This is a genomic window from Microbacterium hydrocarbonoxydans (genome assembly GCF_023715885.1).
Classification (GTDB): Bacteria; Actinomycetota; Actinomycetes; order Actinomycetales; family Microbacteriaceae; genus Microbacterium; species Microbacterium hydrocarbonoxydans_C.
The window spans coordinates 61,107-84,341 of sequence record NZ_JAMBOY010000005.1 but is presented as its reverse complement, the minus strand read 5'-3'; the positions used below and the strand labels follow the sequence as shown (position 1 = coordinate 84,341).

Sequence of the window (23,235 nt, the reverse complement as noted above, 5' to 3'; positions counted from 1 at the left end):
GACGAAACGCGGTGAGGATCGCGCGACTCAGCCGAGCTCGATGACCGACCACGACAGCGGCGGCAGCGTCGCGCGCACAGCGCCGTCGACGACCTCCGCGGCACCGAGAGGCACCATGTGCACGGCATCCGGGGTCGTCTCGAGGTTCGACGTGTGGCGGTCGCCGCCCTCCGGGATCGTCAGGGTCTCGGCGTTCTCGACGCGCAGATCCCCGAGTCCGTGCAGGTCGATCGTGAGGTCGCTCTCCTCGGTGAGCGAGCGGTTCGCCACGAAGACGACGACCCGTCCGGTCGCCTCGTCCCAGGTGGCGGCGGCGTCGACCGAATCCACTCCGCCGTAGCGCTTCGTCTCGATCTGGGGAGCCGAGACGGCGAGGCGAAGAATGCGCCCCTTGGCCAGCCGCGCCATGCGCTCGAAGGGCCAGAAGCTCGTCTGGCGCCACGCCGCACCGCCCTCCTCCGAGCGGATCGGCGCGATCACGTTCACGAGCTGGGCCTGGTTGGCGATCTTCACGCGGTCGCCGTGGCGCAGGAGGCTGTTGAGCAGGGTGCCGACGACGACGGCATCCGTCACGTTGTACGTGTCCTCGATGAGACGCGGATGCTGTCGCCAGCCGGCCTTCGCGATCTCCTTCGCCTCCACGTCGTTGTACTTCACCTGGTCCCACACGTTCCACTCGTCGAACGAGATGTCGATCTGCTTGGTGTGCTTGCCGGCGGCCTTGACCGCGTCGACGGTCGCGATGACTCCCTCGATGAAGGCGTCCATGTCGACCGACTCGGCGAGGAACGACTCGGCGTCGCCGTCGTGCTCCTGGTAGTAGGCGTGCATCGAGACGAAGTCGACCTCGTCGTAGGCGTGCGAGAGCACCGTGTGCTCCCAGGTGCCGAAGGTCGGCATCGAGCGCCCGGACGACCCGACGGCCACCAGCTCGATCGACGGGTCCACGAGACGCATCGCCTTCGCGGCCTCCTGCGCCAGACGTCCGTACTCGCCGGCGGTCTTGCCGCCGATCTGCCACGGCCCGTCGAGCTCGTTGCCGAGGCACCACAGCTTGATGTCGAACGGCTGCTCCGCTCCGTTCTTCCGCCGCAGGTCCGACCAGTAGGTGCCGGAGGGGTGGTTCGCGTACTCGACGAGCGCCCTGGCCTCCTCGACGCCGCGGGTGCCGAGGTTGATCGCCTCCATGACCTCGACCTCGGCATCCTTCGCCCAGTCCATGAACTCGTGCAGGCCGAAGGCGTTCGTCTCGATGGTGTGCCACGCGCCGTCGATGCGCACCGGGCGGTCATCGGCCGGGCCGACGCCGTCCTCCCAGCGGTACCCCGAGACGAAGTTGCCGCCGGGGTAGCGCACGACGGTCGGTCCCATCTCCTTCACCAGCGCGAGGACGTCCTGACGGAATCCGCGCTCGTCGGCCTGTGGGTGACCCGGTTCGTAGATGCCGGTGTAGACGCAGCGCCCCATGTGCTCGACGAACGATCCGAAGAGCCTCCGGGGGACGTCGGCGATCGTGAAGTCGCGGTCGATGGTGATGCGGGCCTGAGACATTGCTCTCCTAGGGTCTGGGCTGGGGAAGGGGCGTTTCGTCTCGTCGCTGCGCTCCGCGCTCAACGACCGACGGTGGGGATGCGGGATTACTGACCGCCGAAGCCGCTCGTCGCGACTCCCTTGACGATCTGCTTCTGGAAGATGAGGAACACGACGATGAGCGGCACGGCGGCGAGCACGGCCTGCGCCATGACCTGCGCGTACTGCACGCCGTAGGCGCTGATCACGGTCTGCAGGCCCACCGGCAACGTCATGAGCGTGGTGTCGTTGATGACGAGGAACGGCCACAGGAAGTTGTTCCATGCCGTGATGAAGACGAAGATCGCGACGGAGGCGAGGATCGGCCGCGACAGCGGCAGCACGATCGACCAGAAGATGCGGAAGCGTCCGGCTCCGTCGACGCGTGCGGCGTCCTCGAGCTCGATCGGGACCGCGTCGAAGAACCGCTTCAGGATGAACACCATCGCCGGGGCGACGACCTGCGGGAGGATGAGTCCCCAGTACGTGTCGATCAGGTTGAACGCGAGCATCTCGTAGAACAGGGGGATGATCAGCACCTGCGGGGGCACGACGATCGAGGCGATGATCACGACGAACAGCCATCTGCGGCCGGTGAAGTCGAGACGCGAGAGCGCGTACGCGGCCAGCGCGGAGATGGCGAGCGTGATCAGGGTGATCGCGGCCGATGTCCACAGGCTGTTGAACGCCCAGGTGTACACGTTGCCCTGCGACAGGATGGCGACGAACGCGTCGACGGTCGGACCGGAGGCGCCGATCCATCCCGGGTCGCCGGACGCGGCATCCGTCTCGGTCTTGAAGGCCGTCGCGACCGCCCAGAGGAACGGCAGCAGCCAGCCGACGGCGAGCAGGAGCAGCACGACGAACGCCGTGATGCGCAGTGGTCCGAACGGCTTCTGGCCGGGCAGGCGGGTACGGCGCGGCGCTCCGGTGGCCGCGGTCGTGATCGTCTCGGTGGCGGTGGGAGCGGTGGTCGTGGCGGTGGACATCAGAGCTGTTCCTTCCGGCGGCGCGTGATGAGTGCCTGGGCGACGCCGATGATGACGATGAGGGCGAAGAAGACGTAGGAGATCGCCGCGGAGTAGCCGAACCGATAGCTCACGAAGCCGGCCTCGTAGATGTACTGGACGATCGAGCGTGTGGTGTCGCTCGCGACGCCGCCGAGCATCTGGTACGCCTGGTCGAACAGCTTGAGCGAGGCGAGGATCTGCAGGATCAGGATGAGCACCGTCGCCGGCCCGAGCTGGGGGAGCGTGATCGACCAGAACTGACGCCAGGCGCCGGCCCCGTCGAGGGATGCCGCCTCGTACTGCTGCGGCGGGATGTTCTGCATCGCGGCGAGGTACAGCAGGAAGTTGAACCCGACGGTCCACCAGACCGTGGCGATCACGATGGACAGCATGTTCGTGTCGGGATTCTGCAGCCAGGCAATCGGCGCGAGACCGAAGAACTCGAGGATGTTGTTGGCCGCGCCGACCTGAGGGTTGAAGATCCAGACCCAGATCTGCGAGATCACCGTCGAGGCGAGCAGGAACGGCATGAAGAACGACAGGCGCCACAGCCACTGGCCGGGGATGCCGCGGTCGACGAGCGCCGCCATGACGAGGGCGATGACCACCAGGGGCACCGTGGAGAGCAGTGTGAACCACACGGTGTTGCCCATCGACTGCCACATCTTCGGGTCGCCCAGCGCCTCGGCGTAGTTCGCGAAGCCGACGAACCCGCCGCCGGCGCCCGTGAGGGACTGGTCGGTGAAGCTGAGGATGATGCCGTGGATGATCGGCCACACGAGGAAGAGCAGGAAGGCGACGAGGAACGGGGCCAGGAACGCCCAGCTGATGAGCTGCTCGCGCTGACGGGAGCCGGCCCGACGGCCGCGGGGAGTGGTTCGCGAGCCGGTGACGATCGTGCGTGTGGAATCGGTGACGGCGGTCATGACGCGAACGCCCCTTCCGGGTCGGCAGGGTTGGGCTGTCGCAGCAGCGCGTTCACTCTCGCCTCGAAGCGGTCGACCGCCGCGGCCGGGTCGTCGCCCGACAGCAGCACGCCCTGCACGGCCGCGCCGAACTCGCTCTGGAAGTTCGATCCGGAACCGGTGAACCAGGCGGTGGGATCGTAGACCACGTGCTGCGCCGCCTCCGCGTAGTGCGCCTGGGGGATGAGGTCGTCGTACTTCGGCGACTCGGTCACGGGGAGGAACGCGGGGATGTGACCGGCCTCGGCCCAGCCGAACGAGCCCTTCAGCATGTCGGCGACGAACCGGTACGTCAGCGCGCGTTTGTCGGGATCGGCATTGTTCTGGTGCGGCAGGACGAAGGAGTGCGAGTCGGCATAGACAGCGGGCGTGCCGTAGAGCGTGGGGATCATCGTGGCGTCGAACGGCAGGTCGGCGCTCTGCATGGTGCGCAGCTCCCAGACGCCGGTGAACAGCATCCCGCTCTTACCCGTCGCGAACTCGGCGATCGCGCTGCCGTAGTCGGCCTGGGCGAGGGCGATCTCGCCGTCGAGCAGGGTGGTCATGAGTGTGAGCGACTCGACCGCGGCGTCCTTGTCGATCACCGCCGTGCCGCCGGCCGGCAGCTCCATCGGGGCGCCGTGCTGCGAGTAGAAGGTGTAGAAGAGGCGCCACATCTGGGCGCCGTCGCCCAGGTAGCCGAACGAGAGCGCGTGCCCCTCGGCGGAGCCGCCGATCGTGCGCAGCTGGTCGACGAACTCCTCCGGCGACGCGGTCGGCAGCAGCCGTCCGTCGCTGTCGAGCACGCCTGCCGCATCGCAGATGTCGGTGTTGAACATCGCCACGAATGGGTGGGCGTCGAGCGCGACGCTGTACATGTCGTCGCCGACGAAGCCCTTCTCCCAGATGGGTTTCGGGAAGGCGGAGGAGTCGACGCCGAGTGCGGCGAGCTCGTCGAGATCCCACGGGTCGAGCAGGCCTCCGGGTGCCCAGCCGACCGTGCGGGTGGCGTGCATGATCGCCACGTCGGGGGCGCGACCGCCCGCACCGGCCATGGCGAGCTTCGTGTAGTACGGGGTGCCCCAGGCCAGCACTGTGGGGCGCACGCGGTACGCTCTCTGCGCGGCGTTCGCCGTGTCGAGCAGCTGCGACATCGTGACGCCGTCGCCGCCGGACAGCAGATGCCAGAACTGCAGCGTCTTCGCGGTGGAACCGGGGACGGTGCCCGGTGCGCACCCTGCGAGCAGGGCGGCACCGGCCATGACGGAGGCGGCGGTGAGGAACTGCCGTCTGGACAGATCGAGCGGGGGCGTCATCGTCACTCCTTCGTGACTGCGGTCAAGGTCGCTACATCATTACATCGATGTAATCGGAGGGCAAGAGGTGATGTCGGAAGCTCGAGGGCGTCCGGATCAGGGGCGGTAGCCGGCAGGACTGCCCTCGGTGCTCGCGCGTTCGAGGAGCTGATGCGAGAGGGTGAGCCCCCGCGGTGGCGCCGTGCGGTCGTCCATGCGCGACTCCAGCAGGGCGAGCGCCGCATCGGCGAACGCGCGGCGGTCGAACGCGACGGTCGTGAGCGCGGGCGAGGTGTACCGCGAGAACTCCACGTCGTCGAAACCGGTCACGACGACGTCGTGCGGCACCCGCACCCCATGGTCGTGCAGCGCATGCAGGGCGCCGAGGGCGAGGCTGTCGGTGAATGCGATGATCGCGTCGAAGGCGACACCGCGGCGGAACAGCGTCTCGACGCCGCGCGCGCCGCCGGTCATCGACCAGGGCATCGGGTTGACCTCGAGGGCGGTGTCGCGGGGGATGCCGGCCTCGCGGAGGGCGTCGTGCACGCCCTCGAGGCGCAGCCTGCTCGTCGCGGTGGCGAAGGCGGGGTCGTCATCGGCTCCGATCACGGCGATGCGTCGAGCGCCACGCGCGAGGACGTGACGGGCGACTTCGGCCGCTGCCCTGCGGCTGTCGATGCGCACATGATCCGCCCGATTCTGCTCCACCTCGCCGAGCACGACCAGCGGCGGCAGGCGGTCGGCGTACCTCAGCACGCTGTCCTCGAGGCGGATCGGGTTCAGGATCAGGCCGTCGACGAGATGCGCGCGAGCACGCGAGACGAGCTCGCGTTCGCGCTCCGGGTCGACCGCCGTCTCCTCGATCTGCACGGCGAGTCCGCGTTCATGGGCGGCATCGACGATGCGATGCATGAGCTCCGCCGAGAACGCGGTCGCGAGATCCGGGAGCGCCACCGCGATGATGCCCGACCGGCCCTTGCGCAACCCGCGCGCACTGAGGTTGGGAACGAAGTCCAGCTGCCCCATCGCTGCCTCGACCTTGCGGCGGGTCTCGTCGCTCACGGTCGTCGTGCCGGTCACGACGTTCGAGACGGTCTTCGGCGAGACCCCGGCGAGCGCCGCGACGTCCTTCATCGTGGCGCGGGGAGGCGGCATCGCGGTCATCCGGTCAGCCTATCCGTGCACGCCGCGGACGAGGGGTTACAACGATGTACTTCCGAGCGCTCTGACTATCATGGCGCCATGACGATCGAACGCAACTGGGCAGGCAACGTCACATACCGGGCATCGCGCATCGAGCACCCGTCGTCGGTCGACGAGCTGCAGACCGTGCTCGCCCAGGACGGTTCCTCTCGGATGCTGGGCTCGCGCCACTGCTTCAACGACATCGCCGACACCGACGGCGTGCTCATCGCGCTCGACCGGATGCCGTCGGTGATCGAGGTGAACGAGGAGCGCGACGCCGTCCGCGTCTCTGGCGTCCTGCGCTACGGAGATCTCGCGCCTCGACTCCTCGCGGAGGGGCTCGCGCTCGCCAACATGGCCTCGCTCCCGCACATCTCGATCGCGGGAGCCGTGGCCACCGGCACGCACGGATCGGGCGACGCGATCGGTTCGCTCGCGAGCGCCGTGCGGGCGCTCACGATCGTCACTCCCTCGGGCGAGATCCGGGAACTGCGGCGCGGCGATGCGAACTTCGACGGCGCGGTCGTGAGCCTCGGCGCGCTGGGCGCGGTGGTCGACCTCACGCTCGACGTCGAGCCGACCTACGAGGTCGCGCAGCACGTGTTCGAGCATCCGTCGTGGGACGCGATCCTCGCCGACTTCGACGACGTGACCGGCGTCGGCACGAGCGTGAGCATCTTCTCGACGTGGCAGCGCACCGATCAGGCCGACCAGATCTGGGTCAAGCAGCGGCTGCCGGAGGCCCGTGAGCTCACCAGAGCCGACGTCTTCGATCGCCTCGGCGGCGAGGCGGCGACCGCGAAGCGGCATCCGATCCTCGGGGTCGACCCCGTCGCGTGCACGGAGCAGCTGGGTGTCCCGGGGCCGTGGTCCGAGCGCCTTCCGCACTTCCGCTTGGAGTTCACGCCGTCGGCGGGAGCCGAGATCCAGAGCGAGTACCTCGTGCCGCGCTCCGACGCGGTCGCGGCGATCCAGGCGGTGCGCACCCTGGCCGGGCAGATCACGCCCCTGCTCCTCGTGAACGAGATCCGCACGGTCGCCGCCGACGAGCTGTGGCTCAGCTCGTCGCACGGGACGGATGCCGTGGGCATCCACTTCACGTGGAAGCCCGACGAGGCGGCGGTGCGCGCGTTCCTGCCGACGCTCGAGGCGGCGCTGCCCGCGACCGCGCGCCCGCACTGGGGCAAGGTGTTCACGCTCGACGGCGCGGAAGTGCGCTCGCGCTACCCGCGCTGGAGCGACTTCGCCGATCTCACCGCCCGCTTCGACCCCGAGCGGCGGCTCGTGAACCCCTACCTGGAGCGGCTCGGCCTCTGATCCCTTCGAAGAGCGCAACTGGTAACGCCACCGGTCGAAAAGTGACCATTTGCGCGATTCGAAGACGGGTCAGACGTGGTCGCGCCAGGAGTGCTGCGGGTCGAAGCCCAGCACCCGGCGCGCCCTGTCGATCGAGAGCAGGGTCTCATTCGGCCCGAACTGGCCCTTGCGCGGCACGTCGGGGAACACCTCGGCGAGCAGCTCGTCGTTCGGCCGCGACATCACGGTGTCGGCCGCGGCGATGATGAAGCGGTCGAAGCCGGGCGCCGCGACCTCGAGCGCGCGCTGCACGGCCTGGGCGCCGTCGCGCGCGTCGATGTAGCCCCAGAGGTTCCATTTGCGCAGACGCGCATCGGCGTCGAACGAGGGGAACTCGGCGTAGTCCTCCGGCACCATCACGTTCGAGAACCGGAGTGCCGTGATCGACACCTCCGGGTTCCAGCGCACGAGCTCGGTCGCGAGCTGCTCCTCGAGGGTCTTCACGAGCGAGTACACGGATTCCGGCCGGGCCGGGTAGTCCTCGTCGACGGGCACATACGGCGGCGGCACGTCGAACGGCAGTCCGAGCACCGTCTCGCTCGACGCGTAGACGATCCGCCGGATGCCGAGGCGCACGGCCGCCCAGAACACGTTGAACGTCGCGGGCATGTTGTTGTGGAAGGTCGCCACGTCGCTGCGGATGCCGGGGGCGGGGATGGCGCCGAGGTGCACGACGGCGTCGATGCCGTCGTGCTGGTCGCCGACCGCGGTGAGCGCGTCGACGACCTGGCCGTAGTCCGTGAGGTCCACCTGCACGAAGCCCGGACCGCGGACCCCCGTGACGTCCATGCCGATGACCTCGTAGCCGTGGGCGCGGAGCTCCCGCGCGACGACGCTGCCGAGCTTGCCCGATGATCCGGTGAGTGCGATGCGCATGTCTCCAGAGTGGCACGCCGTCGGGTGGCGAGGGCCGCGCGGCATACACTCGTCGGCGTGAGCGACACGAGCGGCGAGCGGCGACGCACCGTGGGCGTCCGCGACGTGGCGACACTCGCCGGAGTCTCCCGGCAGACCGTCTCGCGCGTCCTGAACGATCACCCCGAGGTGGCCGAGTCGACCCGCGAGCGCGTCGTCGCCGCGATGGACGAGCTCGGCTACCGCATGAACAACGCCGCCCGCGCCCTCGGCACCCGGCGGTCGCGCACGCTCGGCGTCCTGGCATCCGACGCCCTGCAGTACGGACCCTCGCGCAGCATCGCGGCGCTCGAGGCGTCGGCGCGACGTGCGGGCTACTGGGTGAGCGCGGCGTTCGCCGACGCGGGGGATGCCGAGGCGGTCGCGGCCGCCGTCGACCACCTCGTCGCGCAGGGTGTGGAGGGCGTCGTCGTCGTCGCGCCGCACGCGCGCACCCTCGAGGTGCTCGACGAGCTGCGCATCGGCGTGCCGGTCGTCACCCTGCACTCGGCCGACCGGGGAGCACGGGGTCTCTCCGTCGATCAGGCCGCCGGTGCCCGTCTCGCCGTGGCTGCGCTCGCCGATGCCGGGCACACGCGCATCGCGCACCTGGCGGGCCCCGCCGACTGGCTCGAGGCCGAATCGCGAGCCGAGGGATTCGCGGCGGAGCTCGCGGCGCGCGGACTCCCCGCGGGGCCCGTGATCGCGGGGGACTGGTCAGCGGGTTCGGGGTACGCGGCCGTCGACCCCGTTCGCGCCGCGGCCGTCACCGCGGTGTTCGCCGCGAACGACCAGATGGCGCTCGGCCTCCTGGGCGGCCTGCACGAGGCCGGTCTGTCCGTGCCCGGCGACATCAGCGTCGTCGGGTTCGACGACATCCCCGACGCCGCCTTCTACTGGCCGAAGCTGACGACGGTGCGGCAGGACTTCGACGAGCTCGCCCGCCGCGCGGTCGCCGCGGTGATCGGCGGGGCAGAGGCGATGGCACCCGACCTGTCGCCGGTCGCCCCCGTGCTGGTGCGGCGCGACTCCGTCGCCCCGCCGCGCTGACCCGCCTCGCGTGTCTTGACGTCGTAACGCCCCCGTGACACACTTCTGTGACCGGTCACAGTCGCCGTCCCGAACACCACGAGGTCCCGTGAGCAACGAAGCCCCCACCTTTCCCGCCGAGGTCGACGCCGCCATCGCGGTGGTGCGTGCAGAGGTCGCCCGACTGCACGGCGAGCTGGTCCGCTACGGACTCGTCGTCTGGACCGGCGGCAACGTCTCGGGCCGCGTCCCCGGTGCCGATCTGTTCGTGATCAAGCCCAGCGGCGTGAGCTACGACGACCTCGCACCCGAGAACATGATCCTCTGCGACCTCGACGGCGTGGTCGTGCCCGGCACGCCCGGCAGCGACCGCTCGCCGTCGAGCGACACCGCCGCGCACGCCTACGTCTACCGGCACATGCCCGAGGTCGGCGGTGTCGTGCACACGCATTCGACGTACGCGGTGGCCTGGGCGGCGCGGGGCGAGGAGATCCCCTGCGTCATCACCGCGATGGCCGATGAGTTCGGGGGACCGATCCCGGTCGGCCCGTTCGCGATCATCGGCGACGACTCGATCGGCCGCGGCATCGTCGAGACGCTGCGCGGCCACCGCTCCCGCGCATTGCTCATGCAGAACCACGGGCCGTTCACGATCGGGGCTGATCCGAAGGATGCGGTGAAGGCCGCAGTGATGGTCGAGGACGTCGCCCGCACCGTGCACCTCGCCCGCGAGGCCGGGCCCCTGATCCCGATCCCGCAGGCCGCGATCGACAGCCTGTTCGACCGCTACCAGAACGTGTACGGCCAGAGCGAGGACGCGCGCCGATGAGCGCCGTCGACGACCTCCGCGATGGCCGGACGAGCCTGGGTATCGAGCTCGGATCGACTCGCATCAAGGCGTGCCTGATCGGTGCCGATCCCACCGCCGTGCTCGCGACCGGCTCGTTCTCGTGGGAGAACAGCCTCGAGGACGGGCTGTGGACCTACCCGCTCGACGAGGTGTGGGCGGGCCTGCGCGCCGCGTACACAGAGGTCATCGCCGATGCCGAGCAGCGGCACGGCATCCGCCCCACGGCGTTCGGGGCGATCGGGATCTCCGCGATGATGCACGGCTATCTCGCGTTCGACGAGGCGGGCGAGCTGCTCGTGCCGTTCCGCACCTGGCGCAACACGAACACCGGCGCGGCCTCCGCCGAGCTCGGCGAGCTGTTCGGCGTCAACATCCCGTTGCGGTGGTCGATCGCCCACCTGCATCAGGCCGTGCTCGACGACGAGTCGCACGTGCCGCGCATCGCGAGCGTGAACACGCTCGCCGGATACGTGCACGAGAGGCTCACCGGCGAACGGGTGCTGGGGGTGGGCGACGCCTCGGGCATGTTCCCCATCGACTCCGCGACCGGCGACTACGACGAGCGGATGCTGCGCGCGTACGCCGCCCGCGCCGGCCACCGGCTCCCCCGTCCGCTCGACGAGATCCTGCCCGAGGTCCGCCCAGCCGGAGCGTCGGCAGGCGTGCTGACCGACGACGGGGCGGCGCTGCTCGACCCGACCGGTGCGCTGCGCCCCGGCATCCCGCTCTGCCCGCCGGAGGGCGACGCGGGAACCGGGATGGTGGCGACCAACGCGGTCGCCCCGCGCACCGGCAACGTCTCGGCGGGGACGAGCATCTTCGCGATGGTCGTGCTGGAGCGACCCCTCGCCGAGGTGCATCACGAGCTCGACCTCGTGACCACCCCGGCCGGCGACGCCGTGGCGATGGTGCACTGCAACAACGGCGCCAGCGAGCTCGCCGCCTGGGCGGGACTGTTCACGCGGTTCACCGCGGCCGCCGGACAGCCCCTCGACGACGACGCCGTGTTCGACCTGCTCTTCCGCGAGGCCCTGGACGGTGCGGCGGACGCCGGCGGACTGCTCGCCTACAACCACCTCGCCGGCGAGCCCATCGCGGGGCTCGACGCCGGACGCCCGCTCTTCGTACGCACGCCCGACAGCGCCCTGACCCTCGCCAACGTCATGCGCGCGCAGCTCTACGGTGTGTTCGGCACGCTCGCGCTGGGCATGCAGGTGCTGAGCGACGAGGGCGTCGAACTGGATCGGATGTTCGCGCACGGGGGTATGTTCCGCACCGCGGGCGTGGCCCAGCGCTTCCTCGCCGGGGCGCTGGGGGCACCCGTCGCGGTCGGCGACCTCGCCTCGGAGGGCGGTGCCTGGGGCATCGCGGTGCTCGCCTCGTACCTCGCGTACGCCGACCACCGGTCGCTGGGGGAGTACCTCGACGAGTCGGTGTTCGCCTCGGCATCCGTCTCGCTCGTCGAACCCGACCCGGCCGACGTCGCCGGTTTCGCGACCTATCTCGACCGCTATCGGGCGGGGCTGGCCGTCGAGGCCGCCGCCGTCGCGTCCCTCTGAAAGGCAGCACCGCATGACCCTCACCACCTCGCTCGACGGTTACGAGGTCTGGTTCCTCACCGGCAGCCAGCACCTGTACGGTCCCGAGACGCTCGCCCAGGTCGCCGACCAGTCGCAGGAGATCGCTCGACTGCTCGACGACGCCGCCGACGTGCCCGTGCGGATCGTCTGGAAGCCGGTGCTGACGGATGCCGCCGCCATCAAGCGCATCGCGCTCGAGGCGAATGCGGACGACCGCGTGATCGGCCTCATCGCCTGGATGCACACCTTCAGTCCGGCGAAGATGTGGATCGCCGGGCTCGACGCGCTGCAGAAGCCGCTCGCCCACCTGCACACCCAGGCGAACGTCGAGCTGCCGTGGGCCGACATCGACTTCGACTTCATGAACCTGAACCAGGCCGCGCACGGCGACCGTGAGTTCGGCTACATCCAGACCCGCCTCGGCGTGCCGCGCAAGACGATCGTGGGCCACGCGTCCGACCCGCGCGTGCAGCGCGAGCTCGGCACCTGGCAGCGCGCGGCCGCCGGACTCGCCGCGTCGCGCAACCTGAAGCTCGCGCGTTTCGGCGACAACATGCGCTACGTCGCGGTGACCGAGGGCGACAAGACCGAGGCCGAGCTGCGGTTCGGCGTGCAGGTCAACACCTGGGGCGTGAACGATCTGGCGGATGCCGTCGCCGCGGCATCCGAATCCGCGATCGACGCCCTCGTCGCCGAGTACGAGGAGCTCTACGAGGTCGCGCCCGAGCTGCGCGTCGGCGGGGAGCGGCATCCGTCGCTGCGGGACGGCGCGGCGATCGAGATCGGTCTGCGGTCCTTCCTGGAAGAGGGCGGCTTCGGCGCGTTCACGACCTCCTTCGAAGACCTGGGCGCGCTGACGCAGCTGCCCGGTCTCGCGGTGCAGCGGCTCATGGCGGAGGGCTACGGATTCGGCGCCGAAGGCGACTGGAAGACCGCCGTGCTCGTGCGCATCGCGAACGTCATGGGCGCGGCTCTCCCGGGCGGCGCCAGCCTCATGGAGGACTACACCTACGACATGACCCCCGGCGACGAGCTGATCCTCGGAGCGCACATGCTCGAGGTGTCGCCGTCGCTGACCACGGCGACGCCGACGCTCGAGATCCACCCCCTCGGCATCGGCGGCAAGGACGACCCGGTGCGCCTCGTGTTCACCGCCGACCCCGGCCCCGCGGTCGTGGTCGCGCTGAGCGACATGCGCGATCGATTCCGCCTGACCGCGAACGTCGTCGAGAACGTCGCGCCGCGCGCCGCGCTGCCGAAGCTGCCCGTGGGCCGCGCGGTCTGGAAGCCCGCCCCCGACTTCACGACGTCCGCCGCCGCCTGGCTCACCGCCGGTGCGGCGCACCACACCGTCATGTCCACCGCCGTGGGGATCGAGGCGTTCCGCGACTTCGCCGAGATGGCCGAGGTCGAGCTGCTCGTGATCGACGAGAGCACCACGCTGCCCGAGTTCCAGAAGCAGGTTCGTTGGAACCAGGCGTACTACCGACTGGCGCAGGGGCTGTGATGGCGACCGTACCGAGGTCGGGACGTCAGCTGCGCCTCGCCGCCCACGGCTACGAAGCCGACGTCGCGAGCGTCGGAGCGACGCTGCGCACGCTGACGTTCGACGGCCGCGACCTCGTCATGCCGTTCGAGGCCGACGAGGTGCGGCCCGCCTACCGCGGTGCGACGCTCGCCCCGTGGCCCAACCGCATCGTCGACGGCCGCTACCGCTTCGGCGACGTCGAGCACCAGCTGCCGCTCACCGAGCCCGCGCGCGGGCAGGCGCTGCACGGGCTCCTCGCCTGGACGGAGTTCGAAGACCGGCTCGTGATCGACGACCGAGTCGTGCTCGCGGCCGTGATCGAACCGCAGGCGGGGTACCCGTTCCGCGTCGAGGTCGAGGTGGAGTACCGCCTCGATGCCGACGGGCTGGAGCAGACGGTGACGGCGCGGAACCTCGGGGCGGACGCCGCGCCCTGGGGCACAGGACCGCATCCGTACCTCGTGGCCGGCCCCGCCGAGCGGGTGGACGACTGGACACTCAGCCTTCCGGCATCCGAGGTCCTCACGGTGACGCCCGACCGGCTGAGCCCCGTGGCTGTCGAACAGCTGACCCGGCATCCCGAGTGGGACTTCCGCATCGCACACCGCATCGACGACGTCTTCATCGACCACGCCTTCACCGGCCTCGCCCGCACGGACGGCATCGCCGAGGTACAGGTCACGACCGACGACGGCTCGGGAGTCGCGATCAGCTTCGACGAGCGCTGCCGCTGGGTGCAGGTGCACACGGCGGACACCCCCGAGGTGCCGTCGACGCACCGGCTCGGACTCGCGGTCGAGCCGATGACCTGCCCGCCGGGCGCATTCACCTCCGGCACCGACCTCGTCGTGCTCGAGCCGGGCGCTGCGCACGCGGCATCCTGGCGCATCCGCGCCCTCTGAGAGCGGTGACGCGAGAGCGTCAGCGTGCGAGCCAGTGCCGCAGCGAGCGCGTGACCCAGGGCAGAACCCAGTAGGTCATGATCGGCGTGAGCACGAGGGTCGTCGCGAGCACGCGCAGCCAGATCGGCAGCTCGTTCCAGCCGGGGATCGGGCTCATGGCGTACGTGAAGAGAAGGTTCACGGGGAAGAAGCCGAGCCAGATCGACACCGCCTGCTTCCACCGCGGGGGAGCCTTCACGATGGCTCCGGATGCCGTGCCCTCGGCGGTCTGCACGGTCACCGATCCGGTAGCCGGCTCGTCGAACCATCCCTCGATGCCGCTGCGGCGGCGCGAGCGCTCGCTGAGCACGAGGCCCTCGCCCGTGGCCAGCCAGGCGGCGCGCTCGGCGGAGTCCTCCCATGCGACCAGCGTCTCCTCGTCGGCGAAGCGGTACAGCATGTGCCACACGTGCGAATCGGCGCCGGCGCGCACCCATCCGGATCCGAGGAACCCCGGGTACGTGTTCGCCATGTTGACGCCGCGCTGCACCCACTCCGTGGTCTCGCTGATGCGCGCGGGGTCGACCTCGCGGCGGATGGAGACGGTGATCGCTTCACTGGACATGACGGAGCCTCGCAGGGTGCGGCCCGGATCGCGGGCACATCGGAACGGGGGAGCGCCGGGGTGCGGGCGCCCGTCGATTCTAATTCGGATGCCGCGGCGCCCCGCCCGAACCCTCGGATGTGCGAACCTGAACGCGCGTACATGTTCGACCCGTACGGTCGGGGCATGAGCAGTCATCCCTCGTCCGACCAGGACGCAGACAGACGCCCGACCCTTTCCCGCACGGAAGAGTCCGTGTCGGCCGACGAACCGGCGAGGGCCTCGCGGTCCCGCTCGGTCAAGCCCCGCCACATCTTCTCCCGCCCACCGCTGCCCGCCGACTGAGGCGCCGCGCCCCTCCGGCGGGGAGAGAATGAGGGCATGAGCACGCGCAGCGAAGCCGTCCTGATCGATGTCGTCCGCACGCCCGTCGGCCGCGGCAAGCCCGGCGGGATGCTGTCGGGCGTGCACCCCGTCGACCTCGCCGCCGGAGCACTCGCCGCGATCCTCGACCGCAGCGGCCTCGAGTCGCGTCAGATCGACGACGTGCTGCTCGGCTGCGTGAGCCAGGTGGGAGAGCAGTCGTCGAACATCGCGCGCCAGGCCGTGCTCGCCGCCGGATTCGACGAGACGGTCCCTGCGGCGACGATCGACCGGCAGTGCGGGTCGAGTCAGCAGGCCGTCCATGCCGCGGCGCAGGGCATCATGGCCGGAGCTTACGACGCGGTGATCGTCGGCGGCGTGGAGTCGATGAGCCGGGTGCCGCTCGGATCGTCGGCGTCGGTCGCCGGGAGCCCGATGTCGCAGCGCCTGCGCGCCCGGTATCCCGACGGGCTCGTCAATCAGGGCGTCTCGGCCGAGCTCATCGCGGCACGGTGGGGGCTCCGCCGTGAGGAACTGGACGCGTACGCGGCCGAGTCGCACCGCCGGGCGGCCGCCGCCTGGGAGGATGGGTTCTTCGACCGCACCGTGATCTCCGTCGACGAGGCGCCCGAGGCGCGCGGCGACGAGACCGTGCGAGCGGGGACGACGGCATCCGCTCTCGCCGGCCTTCCGCCGGCGTTCCGCACCGATGCCCTCGCCGAGCGCTTTCCTGAACTCGACTGGCGCATCACGCCGGGTAACTCCTCGCCGCTCACCGACGGAGCCTCGGCGGCGCTGCTCATGAGCGCGGAGCGCGCCGACCAGCTGGGACTCACGGCGCGGGCGCGGTTCCACGCCTTCGCCGTGGTGGGCGACGACCCGCTGATGATGCTGACCGGGCCGATTCCCGCGACGCGGCGGATCCTCGATCGCGCCGGGCTGTCGATCGACGACCTCGACGCATACGAGGTGAACGAGGCGTTCGCGTCGGTGCCGCTCGCATGGGCCGCCGAGACCGGGGCGGATGCCGCGAAGCTCAACCCTCGCGGCGGGGCGATCGCGCTGGGACACGCGCTGGGGTCATCGGGTACGCGCCTGCTCGGCACGCTTGTGGATCATCTCGACGCGACCGGTGGCCGTTACGGGCTGCAGACCATGTGCGAGGGCGGCGGCATGGCGAACGCGATGATCGTGGAACGTCTCTAGCCTCGGCCTTTCGCTTTCGAATCGCTTGACTTGCAGCTTTCGACCCGACAGAACTGCAATTCACGCGATTCGAACGGTCAAGGCTCAGCGTCGGAGTGCGGCGGCGACCCGGCGCACGAGAGTCTCCGGGGAACGCAGGAGGGGAGCGGTGACCTCGATCACGGTCCACCCCGCGGCTCGCAGGGCGGCGAGGCGCTCGACATCGGCCGCCCATCTCTCGTCATGGAGCATGCCGAGGTACTCGATCGCGACGCGCTGCGCGGGGTATGCCATATCCACGCAGGCGAGGAATCGTCCGCCCACGCAGACGTCGACGTTCAGCTGAGGCTCGGGAAGTCCGGCGTCGATGAGGATGCAGCGGACGAGGCTCTCGCGGGGCGACCACGCGTCGGTGCGAATGAGGTCGAGGGCGGCCCGAAGCCGCGCGGCGCCGCGACGACGACCCGCCTCCATCGCGCGTTGCAGTTGCTCGACGTCCGCGAGCGGTGGTCGACCCACGTCTCTGCGACCGTGACCCGCCCGCCAGACTCTGCAGAAGTAGTCGCCGAGCGCGACGAGGTTCGGCACGGACAGTGCGCCGAGCGATGCCCAGGTCGCCGACGGCGACGTCACCCTGAGCCCCCGATGCTCCTGCACGGCGGTCATGCTCGACAGCGTCCGGTGGCCGGTGACGCCGACCGCGCGAGGGAAGGGCACGTGTCCTGACGCGCTGACGTGGAGGGGAAGCTCGGCGTACTCCGCGATGCCGCCGGTGTCCGCGAACTCCAGCGGCAGCGGAGCGCCCCAGATCGATGCTGCGGTCGTATGGCTGAAGAAGTGGCCGGAGTGCAGGCGGACCGCGTAGATGCGCGCGCATTCCACACGGCAGAGGCGCTGCCGCTCGTACGGGTCCTCGATGTCGTGGAAGGCGTTCGGTGCGTCGCGCGCGATCCGCACGCCGTGGAAGGGCGCGGCCAGTGCGCGACGTCGCAGCTCGCTGCGGCTGGCGCCCTCGAGCCGTGCGATGTGCACGGAGAAGGCGTCGTCATGGGGGCCGAGAGGTTCGTCGTCAGTACTCATAACGGCACGCTGGCACGGCGTTCTCGTGGTGGCGGGGTTATCCACAGGCCACGGTCTTTTCACATCGCTCAAATAGTGAATCCAAGGCCAGGAAACTGCAATTCAGGCGATTCGAAAGCTCGGTCCCAGCGCCGGATGAAGAAGACCCCCGCCGACCCGATTCGGCGGGGGTCTTCGCGGTGATGACACCGCGACGGGAGCGGATGCTCACCGTGAGCGCGGATGACCTGACTACCCGATCCGGTCTGAGTCGATGTGTCCGCGCATCTGCAGTTGTACTCGACCGAGGTGTCCGGCCGGTGAACGAGCGTGGAATCCCGCCAGAGCCGACTCTGCGATAGATGGATGCCCTAGTAATTGGTCGGATGCCGAAGTACACTCGCATTGTGCCAATGACGGCCCGAAGGGACATCGCACAATGACTCGCACCATCCCCCATTTCGTAGGCGGATCGCATCTCACTCCTGAAAGCGGCCGCTTCGCCGACGTCTTCGACCCGAGCTCGGGCTCCGTCCAGGCACGGGTGCCGCTCGCCTCGGCCGACGAGGTGCGCGCAGTCATCGCGAACGCCGAGTCCGCGCAGGTCGAGTGGGCCGCGACCAACCCGCAGAAGCGCGCGCGGGTGCTGCTGCGATTCCTCGACCTCGTGCAGAGCGAGATGCAGTCGCTCGCCGAGCTGCTCGCCAGCGAGCACGGCAAGACCGTCGACGACGCGAAGGGCGACGTCCAGCGCGGGCTCGAGGTCATCGAGTTCTCCGCCGGGGCGCCGCACCTGCTGAAGGGCGAGTACTCGACCGGAGCGGGAGCCGGCATCGACGTGTACTCGATGCGCCAGCCGCTCGGGGTCGTCGCCGCGATCACCCCGTTCAACTTCCCCGCGATGATCCCGCTCTGGAAGGCGGGCCCCGCCCTTGCGGCCGGCAACGCGGTCGTGCTCAAGCCCAGCGAGCGCGACCCCTCGGTGCCGGTGCGCCTCGCCGAGCTGTTCCTCGAGGCGGGGCTGCCGGCCGGCGTCCTCAACGTCGTGCACGGCGACAAGGAGGCCGTCGACACGCTCCTCACCGACGACCGCATCCGCGCCGTGGGCTTCGTCGGCTCCACCCCGATCGCTGAGTACATCTACGCGACCGCAGCCGCGCACGGCAAGCGCGCGCAGTGCTTCGGCGGCGCGAAGAACCACATGATCGTGATGCCGGACGCCGACCTCGATCAGGCGGTCGACGCTCTGATCGGGTCCGGGTACGGCTCGGCGGGCGAGCGCTGCATGGCGATCTCGGTGGCGGTTCCGGTCGGGGAGGAGACGGCGGATGCACTCGCCGCGAAGCTCCGGGAGCGCGTCGCCCGGCTGCGGGTCGGCCCGGCGCTCGCGAGCGACGTCGACTACGGACCGCTCGTCACCCGCGCGGCTGTGGAGCGCGTCGAGGGATACATCCAGCAGGGCGTGGACGAGGGCGCGACGCTGCTCGCCGACGGACGCGGCTTCACCGTTCCCGGTCACGAGGGCGGCTTCTACCTCGGCCCGACCCTCTTCGACCACGTCACCACCGACATGGCGATCTACCGCGAGGAGATCTTCGGCCCGGTGCTCGTGATCGCCCGTGCGGCCGACTACGAAGAGGCGCTGCGGATGGCCTCGGAGCACGAGTACGGCAACGGCGTCGCGATCTTCACCCGCGATGGGGATGCCGCACGCGACTTCGCCGCCCGCGTCGAGGTCGGAATGGTCGGCGTCAACGTCCCCATCCCGGTGCCGATCGCGTATTACACGTTCGGCGGCTGGAAGCGCAGCGGGTTCGGCGATCTCAACCAGCACGGAGCCGACGCCTTCCGCTTCTACACGAAGACGAAGACGGTCACGAGCCGGTGGCCCGCGGCGGGCATCCGCGACGGGGCCAGCTTCGTCATCCCCACCATGCACTGACAACCGGCACGAGGACACGATCATGACCGACACCATCACCGTCACCACCGCCGAGGAGCGCGAGGCGATCATCGGCGCCGTCCGCGAGTTCGCCGACACCGAGCTCGCGCCGTTCGCCGCCGAACGCGACGAGAAGCACCTCTTCCCGCGGGAGTCGCTGCAGAAGGCGGGTGAGCTCGGCCTCGGCGGCATCTACGTGCGCGAGGAGTTCGGCGGCACCGCGCTCAGCCGCGCCGACACCGTCGCGATCTTCGAGGAGCTCGCGAAGGGCGACCCCGCGGTGGCGGCCTACATCTCGATCCACAACATGGTCGCGTGGATGATCGACACCTACGGCGATGGAACGCAGCGTGCGGCCTGGCTGCCGCAGCTCACCGCCATGCAGGAGTTCGGCGGCTACTGCCTCACCGAGCCGGGGGCGGGATCGGATGCCGCGAACATCGCGACGAGCGCTGTGCGCGACGGCGACGACTACGTGCTCACGGGGGTCAAGCAGTTCATCTCCGGCGCGGGCGAGGCGGCGGTGTACGTCGTCATGGCGCGCACCGGTGAGCCGGGAGCCCGCGGGATCAGCGCGTTCCTCGTGCCGGGCGACGCGCCAGGGCTGAGCTTCGGACCGCCCGAGAAGAAGATGGGCTGGCATGCCCAGCCCACGAGGCCCGTGATCCTCGACGGGGTGCGGGTGTCGGCATCCGCTCTCCTCGGTGAGGAAGGACGCGGTTTCGCGATCGCGATGTCGGCGCTCAACGGCGGACGCCTCAACATCGCGGCGTGCTCGCTGGGTGGCGCGCAGTGGGCGCTCGATCGAGCCGTGCAGTACGTGCACGAGCGGGTCGCGTTCGGTGAGCCGCTGGCCGAGAAGCAGTCGATCCTCTTCCAGGTCGCCGACATGCGCACCGACCTGCAGGCCGCTCGCCTCATGGTGCGCGACGGCGCCCGCGCGGTCGACGAGCACGCGCCCGATGCGACCATGCGCTGCGCGATGGCCAAGCGCTTCGCGACGGATGCCGGTTTCGACGTCGCCAACCGCGCACTGCAGCTGCACGGCGGCTACGGCTACCTGCAGGACTACGGCATCGAGCGGGTCGTGCGAGATCTGCGCGTGCACCAGATCCTCGAGGGCACGAACGAGATCATGCGGCTGATCGTCGGACGCGAGATGCTGCGGGCCTCGGGGTCGGCGACCCTGCAGCGCGGCGGCGTGAACGCGACGCGGAGCGCCTCGTGAGCACGCGCATCGCGTTCCTCGGGCTCGGGCACATGGGCCTGCCGATGGCCCGCAACCTCGTCGCAGCCGGGCACCGGGTGCACGGCTTCGACGTCGTGCCGGCGGCGATCGCGGCCGCGGAAGCCGCCGGCATCCCCGTCGCCGTCAGCGGAGCGGATGCCGTCGCCTCCGCCGACGTCGTCATCACGATGTTCCCCGCGGGGAAGCACGTGCTCGACGCGTATCGCACCGAGCTGCTCGCCGCCGCACGACCCGGGACGCTGTTCATCGAGTCGTCGACCATCGCCGTCGACGAGGCACGGGCCGCCCATGCGCTCGCGCTCGCCGCGGGGCACCGCAACATCGACGCCCCCGTCTCGGGTGGTGTCGTCGGGGCCGAGAACGGGACGCTCGCCTTCATGGTCGGCGGGTCCGACGACGACTATGCCGCCGCGCTGCCGCTGCTCGAGGTCATGGGAAAGCGCATCGTGCACTGCGGCGGCCCGGGCCTCGGGCAGGCGGCGAAGGTCTGCAACAACATGGTGCTCGCGGTGTCGCAGATCGCGGTGGCGGAGGCGTTCGTGCTCGGAGAGCGGCTCGGACTCGAGCACCAGGCGCTGTTCGACGTCGTGTCGCAGGCCTCCGGGCAGTGCTGGTCGATCACCACGAACTGCCCGGTGCCGGGACCCGTGCCGACGAGCCCCGCGAACCGCGACTACCGGCCCGGGTTCGCGGGGGCGCTCATGGCGAAGGACCTCGGCCTCGCGCTGCAGGCGATCGAGCAGACCTCGACGGATGCTCGTATGGGACGCCTCGCGCAGGAGCTGTACGCCGCGTTCGCCGCCGGTGAAGGCGCCGGCCGGGACTTCTCCGGCATCATCACCGACATTCGCGACGGGAGCCCCGGTCGTTGAGCGAGCGAAGCGAGACGAAACGCGGCGAGAGCGGCTTACGACGTTTCGTCTCGGTCGCTGCGCTCCCTCGCTCAACGACCATCGGGTGCGCCGACACCGAGATACTGGAACGACTACGACGGAGAGGGCCCTCATGACCGAGTACGAGACGATCCTGGTCGAGCAGCGCGGGCGGGTCGGGTGGATCACCCTGAACAGGCCGCAGGCGCTGAACGCCCTGAACTCCCAGCTCGCGGAGGACATCACGGCCGCGGCTCAGGCGTTCGACCTCGACGACGGCGTGGGGGCGATCGTCGTCACCGGCTCGGAGAAGGCGTTCGCCGCCGGAGCCGACATCAAGGAGATGGAGGGCATGTCCGGCGACGAGATGCTCGAGACGGACCACTTCGGCATCTGGCACGAGTTCGCCGCGGTGAAGACGCCCGTGATCGCGGCCGTGTCGGGCTTCGCCCTCGGCGGCGGATGCGAGCTCGCGATGATGTGCGACATCATCCTCGCCGCCGACACCGCGAAGTTCGGTCAGCCGGAGATCAACCTCGGCGTCATCCCGGGGATGGGGGGCACGCAGCGGCTCATCCGCGCGGTGGGCTACTACAAGGCCGCCGAACTCGTCCTCTCCGGTCGCTTCATGGGCGCCGAGGAGGCGGAGCGGTCCGGTCTCGTGTCGCGCGTGGTCCCGGCATCCGATCTGCTCGATGAGGCCGCGGCGCTCGCCGAGACCATCGCCTCGAAGTCGCTGCCGTCCCTGTACGCGGCGAAGGCCGCCCTGGATGCCGCGATGGAGACGTCGCTCGCCGACGGCCTCGCGCTTGAGAAGCGGGCGTTCGCCGCGCTGTTCGACACCGCCGACCAGAAGGAGGGCATGGCCGCCTTCCGCGAGAAGCGCGCTCCCGACTTCCAGAACCGCTGAGTCGTGGGACCGATGGCCGACTCAGGCGCGCAGCGACTCGACGATCTTCTCGATGCGCCGGTCGCGGGTCGCATCCTGCTTCGCCTCGGCGACCGCGCGGGCGTGCTCCTTGCGCGCCGAGGGCGACAGGGCGTCGAAGGCGGCGCGCAGTGCCGGGTCGGCGTCGAGCGCGGCGGCGAGCGGCGGCACCTCGACGGTGCGCTCCGCGGCATCCACTCGGATCACGGCATCCACCTCCTGGCCGATCTCGACGCCCAGGTCGGCACGCACCGCCTTGCTGAAGCCGATCATGTTCTCGCCGCCCATACGGGCGAGTCGCAGTCGGGCGGTGCGTCCGTCGATCGTGACGGCGACCGGGAACGCCTTGCCCGCGCCGAGCGACGACACCTGCTCGTCGGTGAGGAGGATGGCGGCGGCGGGGCCGCGTCCGGTGAGGGTGGTGTGGACACGCAGTTCGCTCATGGCGACAGGGTACGCCCGCGGCCCTCGATCTCGGCGGAGATGGTGTCGTTGCGTTCCGCGATGAGCCGCCGCAGGTACTCCGTCATGAACAGCCGGTCGACGACGCGTCCGATGGGGCCGAACGGGGAGCGGAATGTGATCGTGTCGCGCATGAGCGTCCCGCGCTCGTGCGGATGGAACTCGTGCTCGTGCAGGAACGCTCCGAAGGGACCGGCGATCTGGCGGTCCCGGAACCCGCGCGGCGGGTCGATGTCGAACACCATCGACCGCAGTCGGAACGGGATGCCGAGGTGCCGCGCCCGCCAGGTGACCGTCGACCCCTCGGCGAAGACACCCCCGGCCGGAGCCTCGACCATGGTCTCGCCATGCCGTGCCATCGAGCGCACGTGCAGCTCGGGATCCAGCGAGGCGGCGAAGACCTCGGCCGGGGGAGCCGCGATCACCCGCTCGAGCACGAACCGAGCCATG

21 protein-coding genes are annotated in these 23,235 nt (G+C 70.2%); 11 read left to right on the top strand and 10 right to left on the bottom strand.

From position 1 onward, the window contains the following. Positions 1–27: 27 nt before the first annotated feature. The 5 genes from arfA to M3195_RS13695 all read right to left on the bottom strand — a co-directional run bounded on the left by arfA (position 28) and on the right by M3195_RS13695 (position 5,982). On the bottom strand, positions 28–1,551 hold the full coding sequence (gene arfA / locus M3195_RS13715) for an arabinosylfuranosidase ArfA (protein ID WP_251588400.1): 1,524 nt from the start codon (positions 1,549–1,551) through the stop codon (positions 28–30). 86 nt (positions 1,552–1,637) lie between these two features. Then, positions 1,638–2,558: a carbohydrate ABC transporter permease gene (locus M3195_RS13710; RefSeq protein WP_251588397.1), complete on the bottom strand. Its 921-nt coding sequence runs from the start codon at positions 2,556–2,558 to the stop codon at positions 1,638–1,640. Continuing rightward, the gene (locus M3195_RS13705) at positions 2,558–3,505 is read right to left on the bottom strand and encodes a carbohydrate ABC transporter permease (RefSeq protein ID WP_251588395.1); all 948 of its coding nucleotides are present in this window, start codon (positions 3,503–3,505) and stop codon (positions 2,558–2,560) included. The genes M3195_RS13710 and M3195_RS13705 overlap by 1 nt, the downstream gene beginning before the upstream one ends. Beyond that, positions 3,502–4,839 (bottom strand): extracellular solute-binding protein, encoded by a 1,338-nt coding sequence (locus tag M3195_RS13700; protein WP_251588393.1) that lies wholly within the window; start codon positions 4,837–4,839, stop codon positions 3,502–3,504. Before M3195_RS13700 ends, M3195_RS13705 begins: the two co-directional genes overlap by 4 nt. A 96-nt stretch (positions 4,840–4,935) precedes the next feature. Next, the gene (locus M3195_RS13695) at positions 4,936–5,982 is read right to left on the bottom strand and encodes a LacI family DNA-binding transcriptional regulator (protein ID WP_251588391.1); all 1,047 of its coding nucleotides are present in this window, start codon (positions 5,980–5,982) and stop codon (positions 4,936–4,938) included. A 78-nt stretch (positions 5,983–6,060) separates the two neighbouring features. Here M3195_RS13695 and M3195_RS13690 point away from each other — a divergent pair, with 78 nt between their 5' ends. After that, positions 6,061–7,320 (top strand): D-arabinono-1,4-lactone oxidase, encoded by a 1,260-nt coding sequence (locus tag M3195_RS13690; RefSeq protein WP_251588389.1) that lies wholly within the window; start codon positions 6,061–6,063, stop codon positions 7,318–7,320. A gap of 69 nt (positions 7,321–7,389) precedes the next feature. On the opposite strand, the gene M3195_RS13685 is transcribed toward M3195_RS13690, so the two are convergent. Further along, positions 7,390–8,235 carry an NAD-dependent epimerase/dehydratase family protein gene (locus tag M3195_RS13685; RefSeq protein WP_251588387.1) on the bottom strand — a complete coding sequence of 282 codons (846 nt, stop codon included), beginning with the start codon at positions 8,233–8,235 and terminating at the stop codon, positions 7,390–7,392. A gap of 57 nt (positions 8,236–8,292) precedes the next feature. Between M3195_RS13685 and M3195_RS13680 the strand changes: the two genes are divergently transcribed. The 5 genes from M3195_RS13680 to M3195_RS13660 all read left to right on the top strand — a co-directional run bounded on the left by M3195_RS13680 (position 8,293) and on the right by M3195_RS13660 (position 14,142). Beyond that, on the top strand, positions 8,293–9,303 hold the full coding sequence (locus M3195_RS13680; protein ID WP_251588385.1) for a LacI family DNA-binding transcriptional regulator: 1,011 nt from the start codon (positions 8,293–8,295) through the stop codon (positions 9,301–9,303). Between the two features lie 88 nt (positions 9,304–9,391). After that, positions 9,392–10,111, top strand: a complete 720-nt coding sequence (locus M3195_RS13675; RefSeq protein WP_251588383.1) for an L-ribulose-5-phosphate 4-epimerase — start codon at positions 9,392–9,394, stop codon at positions 10,109–10,111. After that, complete coding sequence (locus tag M3195_RS13670) at positions 10,108–11,691, top strand: xylulokinase (protein WP_251588382.1); 1,584 nt, start codon at positions 10,108–10,110, stop codon at positions 11,689–11,691. The genes M3195_RS13675 and M3195_RS13670 overlap by 4 nt, the downstream gene beginning before the upstream one ends. Before the next feature lie 13 nt (positions 11,692–11,704). Then, a complete protein-coding gene (gene araA / locus M3195_RS13665) occupies positions 11,705–13,219 on the top strand; it encodes an L-arabinose isomerase (protein WP_251588380.1) in 1,515 nt (504 codons plus the stop codon). Next, positions 13,219–14,142, top strand: a complete 924-nt coding sequence (locus M3195_RS13660; RefSeq protein ID WP_251588379.1) for an aldose 1-epimerase family protein — start codon at positions 13,219–13,221, stop codon at positions 14,140–14,142. Before araA ends, M3195_RS13660 begins: the two co-directional genes overlap by 1 nt. A 19-nt stretch (positions 14,143–14,161) precedes the next feature. Here the strand turns inward: M3195_RS13660 and M3195_RS13655 are convergent, their stop codons facing one another. Further along, on the bottom strand, positions 14,162–14,746 hold the full coding sequence (locus M3195_RS13655) for an antibiotic biosynthesis monooxygenase (protein WP_251588377.1): 585 nt from the start codon (positions 14,744–14,746) through the stop codon (positions 14,162–14,164). 360 nt (positions 14,747–15,106) lie between these two features. Between M3195_RS13655 and M3195_RS13650 the strand changes: the two genes are divergently transcribed. Further along, complete coding sequence (locus tag M3195_RS13650) at positions 15,107–16,294, top strand: thiolase family protein (RefSeq protein WP_251588376.1); 1,188 nt, start codon at positions 15,107–15,109, stop codon at positions 16,292–16,294. Positions 16,295–16,378: 84 nt separating this feature from the next. Here M3195_RS13650 and M3195_RS13645 read toward each other — a convergent pair whose 3' ends face one another. Then, positions 16,379–17,353 carry a hypothetical protein gene (locus tag M3195_RS13645; protein WP_251588371.1) on the bottom strand — a complete coding sequence of 325 codons (975 nt, stop codon included), beginning with the start codon at positions 17,351–17,353 and terminating at the stop codon, positions 16,379–16,381. A 418-nt stretch (positions 17,354–17,771) separates the two neighbouring features. On the opposite strand from M3195_RS13645, the gene M3195_RS13640 reads away from it, so the two are divergent. From M3195_RS13640 to M3195_RS13625, 4 genes are all read left to right on the top strand, one after another. After that, positions 17,772–19,274: a CoA-acylating methylmalonate-semialdehyde dehydrogenase gene (locus tag M3195_RS13640; protein WP_251588369.1), complete on the top strand. Its 1,503-nt coding sequence runs from the start codon at positions 17,772–17,774 to the stop codon at positions 19,272–19,274. Between the two features lie 22 nt (positions 19,275–19,296). Next, entirely contained in the window at positions 19,297–20,502 is a 1,206-nt protein-coding gene (locus M3195_RS13635; protein ID WP_251588367.1) for an acyl-CoA dehydrogenase family protein, read from the top strand. Next, positions 20,499–21,395, top strand: coding sequence for a 3-hydroxyisobutyrate dehydrogenase (gene mmsB / locus M3195_RS13630; protein WP_251588365.1), 897 nt, complete (start codon positions 20,499–20,501; stop codon positions 21,393–21,395). The genes M3195_RS13635 and mmsB overlap by 4 nt, the downstream gene beginning before the upstream one ends. Positions 21,396–21,528: 133 nt before the next feature. Further along, complete coding sequence (locus tag M3195_RS13625; protein ID WP_251588363.1) at positions 21,529–22,305, top strand: enoyl-CoA hydratase-related protein; 777 nt, start codon at positions 21,529–21,531, stop codon at positions 22,303–22,305. A gap of 21 nt (positions 22,306–22,326) precedes the next feature. Here the strand turns inward: M3195_RS13625 and M3195_RS13620 are convergent, their stop codons facing one another. Both M3195_RS13620 and M3195_RS13615 read right to left on the bottom strand, forming a co-directional pair. Beyond that, complete coding sequence (locus tag M3195_RS13620) at positions 22,327–22,767, bottom strand: YdeI/OmpD-associated family protein (protein WP_251588362.1); 441 nt, start codon at positions 22,765–22,767, stop codon at positions 22,327–22,329. Further along, the gene (locus M3195_RS13615; RefSeq protein WP_251588361.1) at positions 22,764–23,234 is read right to left on the bottom strand and encodes an SRPBCC family protein; all 471 of its coding nucleotides are present in this window, start codon (positions 23,232–23,234) and stop codon (positions 22,764–22,766) included. The genes M3195_RS13620 and M3195_RS13615 overlap by 4 nt, the downstream gene beginning before the upstream one ends. Between the last annotated feature and the right edge of the window lies 1 nt (position 23,235).